General features: G+C 50.8%; 4 protein-coding genes and 2 pseudogenes. All 6 read left to right on the top strand.

Features of this window, described 5'->3' with window-relative positions:
- Positions 1–880: pseudogene (locus Q0614_RS02625) on the top strand (NADH-quinone oxidoreductase subunit G); the annotation flags it as partial.
- The gene (gene nuoH, locus Q0614_RS02620; RefSeq protein ID WP_298786343.1) at positions 877–1,872 is read left to right on the top strand and encodes an NADH-quinone oxidoreductase subunit NuoH; all 996 of its coding nucleotides are present in this window, start codon (positions 877–879) and stop codon (positions 1,870–1,872) included. The pseudogene Q0614_RS02625 and the gene nuoH, both read left to right, overlap by 4 nt.
- A gap of 10 nt (positions 1,873–1,882) precedes the next feature.
- Positions 1,883–2,470 (top strand): annotated as a pseudogene (nuoI, locus tag Q0614_RS02615) (NADH-quinone oxidoreductase subunit NuoI); the annotation flags it as partial.
- A gap of 596 nt (positions 2,471–3,066) precedes the next feature.
- The gene (locus tag Q0614_RS02610; protein ID WP_297900582.1) at positions 3,067–3,594 is read left to right on the top strand and encodes an NADH-quinone oxidoreductase subunit J; all 528 of its coding nucleotides are present in this window, start codon (positions 3,067–3,069) and stop codon (positions 3,592–3,594) included.
- A 1-nt stretch (position 3,595) separates the two neighbouring features.
- The gene (gene nuoK / locus Q0614_RS02605) at positions 3,596–3,919 is read left to right on the top strand and encodes an NADH-quinone oxidoreductase subunit NuoK (protein WP_297948138.1); all 324 of its coding nucleotides are present in this window, start codon (positions 3,596–3,598) and stop codon (positions 3,917–3,919) included.
- A partial coding sequence (gene nuoL, locus Q0614_RS02600) for an NADH-quinone oxidoreductase subunit L (protein ID WP_298786341.1) occupies positions 3,912–5,101 on the top strand: 1,190 nt, incomplete at its 3' end. The genes nuoK and nuoL, both read left to right, overlap by 8 nt.

Below are 5,101 nucleotides of genomic sequence, written 5' to 3'. Positions count from 1 at the left end.
GAGCGCGGGCGAGACGCTAGGCTACAATGAAGCGGGCGATATTAGCTTCGGCGTTCTGGAAGCGGATCTGGACGCGCCTAGCTTGGTGCAGCAGGAGGGCACGTTTACGAACTACGACAAGCGCGTAGTGCCTACCAATGCGGCGCTTGATTACGGCGGATACGAGCTAAACGACATCGCCTGTGCGCTTGGGGTTTGCGCGGAGCACGCGATCGGCTATACGCCTAGCTTGGGCGCGGATTTTGAGCCGATTAAATTTGACGATTTAGAAAATTTCTACGACAACGGCGGCGCAAACCACCGCGGATATGAGCTGCGAAACGAGGAGCTCGCCGCTAGCGAGGAGGAGTTTGAAATTTCGCTTTCCGCGCCACTTAGCCCGGGCGAGGGCGGAATTTTAATCTATGAGGCAAATCCGCTGCATCAATTCAATAAATTTAGCGGCGCAAGCAGCGCTCTGGGCGAAGCGGGCGCGCTGTATCTAAGCCCCGACATCGCCGAAGCTCTGGGCGTAAGCGCAGGCGATGTCGTTAAAATTTACCAAGCAGACGGCGCGGGGTATAATGAAAAAACTGGCGGCGCAGGCAAAACGAGTGCCGCTAATGATAAAAGCGGTGCCGGTCGTGCAAAAAAAGCGGATTGCGTTAGCGACGCGCATAAAGCAGACGGCGCCGGTGATGAAAATAGCGAAAGCGGCGCGACTGAATTTATAAGCTTAAACCGCGAAATCGTCGCTAGCGTAAAGATCGATCCAGGCTTTAGCGGGGCGTATCTGCCATATTTTGACGAGAAGCTGCGCGGCGAGATATTTTTCAAAACCTCACGCTACGCAAGCGTGAAAATCGAGAAAATTTCAAATTCCAAAGGAGAGGGCAGATGAGCGATAGTGCATTTTATTTCGTAGCTACCGTCTTAAAGGCGCTCGTGATTTTAGCCGTCATCGCGCTGCTCTCGGGGCTTGCGACCTATGCCGAGCGCAAGGTACTTGCCTTTATGCAGCGCAGGATCGGGCCCTCTATGGTCGGGCCTGCGGGACTTTTGCAGGTGGGCGCGGATATGATAAAGCTTTTTACAAAAGAGGATGCGATCCCTGCGCGGGCAAATAAGTTTCTTTTTAAGATCGCGCCGATCATATCGGCTACGGGAGCTTTCGTGGCGCTTTCGGTAGTGCCGCTGCTGCCGGAGTTTACTATCGGCGGGCGGACGATACAGCCGATTTTAAGCGATATAAATGTGGGAATTTTATTTTTGCTCGGAGCTAGCGGTACCTGCGTTTATGGTCTACTGATCGGAGGGCTTGCGAGCTACAATAAATGGGGCACGATAGGCGCGTTTCGCGCGTTTTTGCAGATCACCTGCTTTGAGGTGATAAACGGTCTTAGCCTGATCCCTATCGTGATGATCACGGGATCGCTCTCGCTTATCGACATCGTAAGCGCGCAAAGCGGCGGTATTGACAAGTGGTTTATCTGGAAAGAGCCCGTCTGCTTCGCGCTCTTTCTCATCGCAGCCTTTGTAGAGTGCAACCGCACGCCGCTGTGCCTCACCGAAAATGAAACCGAGATCGTAGCGGGCGCTGGTACGGCATATTCTGGCATGCGCTGGGGTATGTTTTTTATCGGCGAATACGCCAATATTATAACCTACTCAGTCGCTACGACGCTGCTGTTTTTGGGCGGATTCAACGCGTTTTGGTTTATCCCCGGTGGCATTATGATGGTATTAAAATCAAGCCTCGTGTTTTTCTGCTTCCTATGGGCTCGCGCGGCGTGGCCGCATCTGCGCCCCGATCAGCTGATGGGGCTTTGCTGGAAAGTCTGCATGCCGCTAGCCCTTGCTTGCGTGCTAATTACGGCGCTAGCGATCGTTTAAGGAGGGTACGATGGCAAGATACGCCCAGATCGACAAAAGAGCCCCTATTAAATCCGGCGGCGATAAGCTTCGCAGATTCCTAGCTCGCACCTTTAACGGCGAGCTTTTCGTGGGGCTGTGGGTGGTACTAAAAAATATGTTTAAGCGCGGCGGCTCGCACACGCTTCGGTATCCTATGGAAAAATTTGTTATGCCGCCTAGATACCGCGGCGTGCACAAGCTTATGCGCCTGCTTGAAAGCGGCAGCGAACGCTGCATCGGATGTGGCTTGTGCGAGAAGATCTGCGTGGCAAACTGTATCGCGATGGAGACCAGCCTCGGCGCCGACGGCCGCAAAAAGGTAGATAACTACTCGATAAATTTAGGGCGCTGCGTCTATTGCGGGCTTTGCGCGGACGTCTGCCCCGAGATCGCTATCGTGCACGGCTGCGAATACGAACTTGCGAGCGAACAGCGCGCGTATTACGGCTTCAAAGAGGATCTTTTGATTCGCGGCGAAAATTTATGCTTAAATGGCGCGGCGCAGGAGTTTGCGGGCTACGGCAGCCTGGATGAAAACGCGGGCGCGCGGATCAAGATGACGCCGAACGCCTATATAAAAAGCGACGCCGCAAGCGACGAGCTCAGCTTAAAGAGCGCGGATTCAAATTTAAAAAATAACGCCGCGGAAAGCTCTAAAAAAGAGGGTGCCGCTAACGATAAAATTCTATTTTCAAAGGGCGCTGGCTTAAGCGGCGAAATTTTGACCGAGCGACAAGACGCCAAGCAGGCAAGTTTAAAGGAAAGCTCCGCCACGGACGCCAAAAATTCTAAAGAAAATTCCGCGGACGCTGAAAATTCTACGCTTGATTTGGCGCGAAATTCCAAAGGAAATTCCGCCTCACAAAATGCAAAAGATTCCGCTACGGATAGTAAAAATTTGGTGGAAAATTTTAAAGAGAATTCCGTTGCGCCGCACGCTGACAATTCTGTCGGCGATTCTACGGAAAATTTTAAAAATAATTCCGCTACGAACGACGATTTTTCGGAGAATTCCAAAGAAAATTCCATTCCGCAAGACGCGGGAAATTCCGCCGCGCGAGGCAAAAAATCTAAGGCAAATTCCAAAAAGAATTCTACTGAGAAAGCTGAAAATTCCACGCTTGATTCGGCGCGAAATTCCAAAGAAAATTCCGCCGCGCAGGAGGAGGAGCAATGATACAAACGCTTGCATTTTATTTTTTCAGCGCGGTTTGCCTGGCACTTTTCGGTATCAGCGTTTTTAGCAAAAACGTCCTTTACGCCCTTAGCGCGCTCGCCGGCGGCATGGTCTTTATGAGCGGATTTTTCTTTTTGCTGGATGCGGAGTTTTTGGGCGTAGTGCAGATCATAGTCTACACTGGTGCCGTGATCGTGCTTTACGGCTTCGCGCTGATGTTTTTGGGCGCGGATAAAAACGTAAGCGAGCCGAAAAAGGGGGCAAGGCTATTTTTCGCGCTTAGCGGCGTGATCGCATTTTTGCTCGTGATTATCGTGCTTGGCGCGGTGGTTGCGAACAACGTAGAAACGCTTAAAATTTTAAACACCGACGACACCGAGGCACTTGGGATGATTATCTTTACGAAATATCTGGCGATTTTCGAGCTTGCCGCCGTGATGCTGCTCGTGGCGATGATCTGTGCTATCGTGCTTGCGCATAAGCAGATGGACGCGAGCCTGAGCTACGAAGAGAGCGAGGGATAAAATGGGTCTAAATGACTATCTGATCGTCGCTGCGATGATGTTTGGGCTAGGGCTTGCGGGTATGATGAAGCGAAGAAATTTGATAATGCTCTTTTTTTCGAGCGAAATTTTATTAAACGCCGCAAATTTAGCCCTCGTCGCCGTGGCGAAATTTTACGACAATATAAACGGCGAAATTTTTGCGCTTTTCATCGTAGCGATCGCCGCGAGCGAGATGGCCGTGGGACTTGGGCTGCTCATCTTGTGGTATAAGAAGACGGGCAGCATCGAACTTGACAGCTTCGTAAATTTTAAAAATCCTTCTAAGGACGGGCCGGATGCTTGATACCGTTTTTGTATGGCTCTTAATCGCCCTTTTCGCACCGCTTGCCTCGGCGATCTTCGCAGGCGTTTTCATTCGCGCCAAAGATAAGATGTTTATCGGCGTAATCTGCTCGGCGCTGGTGATTTTAAGCACTATCGCGTCGCTTGCTTTGATGGAGCTCGTCTCTGACAACCGCCTAATCAGCGTAAATTTAGCCGATTTCATAAGCACGGGATTTTTGGACGCAAAATTTAGCTTTCTCATAGATAGCGTAAGTGCGGTGATGATGGTGGTCGTAGGCATCGTTTCCAGCGTCGTGCACGTGTATTCGATCTACTATATGTGGGATGATGAAAACTTCGCTAAATTTTTCAGCTTCCTGGGGCTTTTCGTATTTTCGATGCTAGTTTTGGTAACGAGCGATAATTTTTTAGGGCTTTTCATCGGCTGGGAGGGGGTCGGACTCTGCTCGTGGCTGCTGATCGGCTTTTGGTATGATAGGAGCAATTACAGCTGGTGCGCCAACGAGGCTTTCATAATGAACCGCATCGCAGATCTTGGGATGCTGCTTGGAATTTTTTTGATCTATTTAAATTTTGGCTCGCTGCGGTACGAGGTGGTATTTGCGAACGCAGCGGGCTTGGAGCCTGAAATTTTAACTCTGATCGCAGTGCTTTTATTTATCGGCGCGATGGGCAAAAGCGCGCAGTTTCCGTTTCATACCTGGCTGGCTGATGCGATGGCGGGTCCAACACCCGTATCCGCGCTTATTCACGCAGCGACGATGGTTACGGCAGGCGTTTATCTGGTAATCCGCGCAAACGCGATTTTCGCGCTCGCGCCCGAAGTAAGCAGTTTTATCGTCTGCTTGGGCGCCTTCGTAGCGGTTTTTGCGGCGTCGATGGCGCTGGTTCATAACGATCTTAAAAAGATCATCGCCTATTCCACGCTTTCGCAGCTTGGCTATATGTTCGTAGCCGCAGGGCTCGGGGCGTATTGGATCGCGCTATTTCATCTGGCGACGCATGCGTTTTTCAAAGCACTTCTATTTTTGGGCGCGGGCAACGTAATGCACGCGATGAAAGACGATCTAAATATCCAAAATATGGGCGGATTATATAAGTTTATGCGACCGACGGCGATTTTAATGTGCATAGGCTCGCTTGCACTTTGCGGATTTTATCCGTTCGCGGGCTTTTTTTC

It is taken from the genome of uncultured Campylobacter sp. (assembly GCF_937997595.1).
Taxonomy (GTDB): Bacteria; Campylobacterota; Campylobacteria; order Campylobacterales; family Campylobacteraceae; genus Campylobacter_B.
The sequence above is the reverse complement of the archived record's forward strand: the minus strand, read 5'-3'. Positions and strand labels throughout refer to the sequence as shown.

Excerpts from the sequence above, each read along its gene's own strand:
- nuoH (WP_298786343.1), top strand. The coding sequence starts at position 877 with ATGAGCGATAGTGCATTTTATTTCGTAGCTACCGTCTTAAAGGCGCTC.
- Q0614_RS02610 (WP_297900582.1), top strand. The coding sequence starts at position 3,067 with ATGATACAAACGCTTGCATTTTATTTTTTCAGCGCGGTTTGCCTGGCA.
- nuoK (WP_297948138.1), top strand. The coding sequence starts at position 3,596 with ATGGGTCTAAATGACTATCTGATCGTCGCTGCGATGATGTTTGGGCTA.